At 39.7% G+C, this 1,724-nt stretch carries 2 protein-coding genes; both read left to right on the top strand.

The annotated features are described in order from the left end of the window. Positions 1-159 precede the first annotated feature (159 nt). The gene (locus tag BGI33_RS03295; protein WP_100089928.1) at positions 160-606 is read left to right on the top strand and encodes a type IV secretion protein Rhs; all 447 of its coding nucleotides are present in this window, start codon (positions 160-162) and stop codon (positions 604-606) included. Between the two features lie 87 nt (positions 607-693). After that, positions 694-1,724 (top strand): RHS repeat domain-containing protein (locus BGI33_RS13960; RefSeq protein WP_180298961.1); only part of this gene is annotated, 1,031 nt, incomplete at its 3' end.

The following is a 1,724-nucleotide window of genomic DNA, read 5'->3' as shown; positions in this document are numbered from 1 at the left end:
AATTCGAACATTAAATTTATAAAGATTCTTTAATAAATGCTGACGGTAAATATGAAATACTCCTTAATATAAGGCGTATTTAAGTTCTAATATCAACACGCAAATAGTAACTAAACTTCAAGGCCTATTTAATCTTCCTTCTAAGCCCCGGAGAGACTCATGACTCTTGATGATGAAATAAAAATGAAACTTTCGCAATTATCAGAACCACCAGAGCTGGTTGATAATTGGGAAAATATTGCACATAAATTATCTAATTCTTTTGACTGGAAAGGAACAAAAATTGATTGGTCAAAAACTCTTAAACACAAAAGCAAGCAACTTTTTGGAAGTTATTCCAATTGGTTATACACAATAAGAAAATTTATTGAAGATAATGATATATCTACTAAAATTAGAGAAAGCGGGGATATTTACTATATAAATGATTCATCTTTAAATTTTGCAGTACATTTAAAATTTAATCAATTTGATAGTTTCCTTGCTCTTGCTATAGAAAACATTCCTCAACATCATTATTTTTTTGATTCTTCAAATAAATGGTGTCTTGTTATAAGTTCTGAAGGGTTTATCGATTTCGGATTATCACTGAAAGAATCTGTTTAATTTTATTATCTGAAAATATTTACGATAAAGAGAGTTTTCTTTTTTAAACAATAGCTATTAAAACTTACCGGTATTTAAGACAGATAGATGTTGCCGGCAGGAATCGAAGGCTCCCACAACCAATCCTACAGGGAAACCCTGCAATACGATGCCGCTGCCAACCTGCTGGACAGCAAATACAGAGAAGACTACAGCAACCACAACCTGATTCGCTGTAACCAGCTCCTGCATTTCAGAGGACACCACTACCGCTACGACGAGCACGGCAGAACTCAGACCAAACAGACCATCGGCGCCACCCAGCATTACCACTACGACGCCGAGCACCGCCTGAGCGAAGTACGCATTGAGCAAACAGGCCGCAGCCAGCGTTACGGCTATGTCTACGATGCACTTGGCCGACGTATCGAAAAACATCAGATAGACCGCGAAGGCCAACCCTACAACCGTACCCGCTTCCTGTGGGACGGGTTAAGAATGATTCAGGAAACTGGTCCGAATCATCCCACCAGCCTGTATATCTACACAGACCAGAACAGCTACGAACCACTGACACGTATAGACACAGACGGCAACCAAGAACAACATATCCGCTATTTCCACACCGACCTGAATGGCTGTCCAGAAGAACTAACCGATGCAAACGGTAAAATATTGTGGGAATGCAGCTTTCAGTTATGGGGTAAGCGAATTCATGAAATCGAACACGAACCCATAGAGCAAAACCTCAGATATCAGGGACAATATTTAGACAGAGAAACCGGCTTACATTACAATACTTTCAGGTACTATGATCCGGATATAGGACGCTTTACTCAGCCAGATCCGATTGGGTTGCTGGGTGGTTTTAATCTGTATCAGTATGCGCCTAATGGGTTGACTTGGATTGATCCGTGGGGGCTAGATGCTATTCGCGTTTATCACTACACAAGTAAAGATGGATATAACGGGATTATGGGATCCGGTGTAATTAGAAAAAAAGATCCAGGTGTTAGAGGAAAAGGTTCTATTCAGGGCAAACCTCAGGGTGTATATGTAACTACATTATCTCCAGAGGAGCTAAAATCATCAGGCTTGCGAGGTAAAATGGGATTGACCAAAGAAAAGAGTACTAATTT

The organism is Snodgrassella alvi (genome assembly GCF_002777425.1).
GTDB classification, from domain to species: Bacteria; Pseudomonadota; Gammaproteobacteria; order Burkholderiales; family Neisseriaceae; genus Snodgrassella; species Snodgrassella alvi_B.
This window is presented reverse-complemented; position numbering and strand designations above follow the sequence as displayed.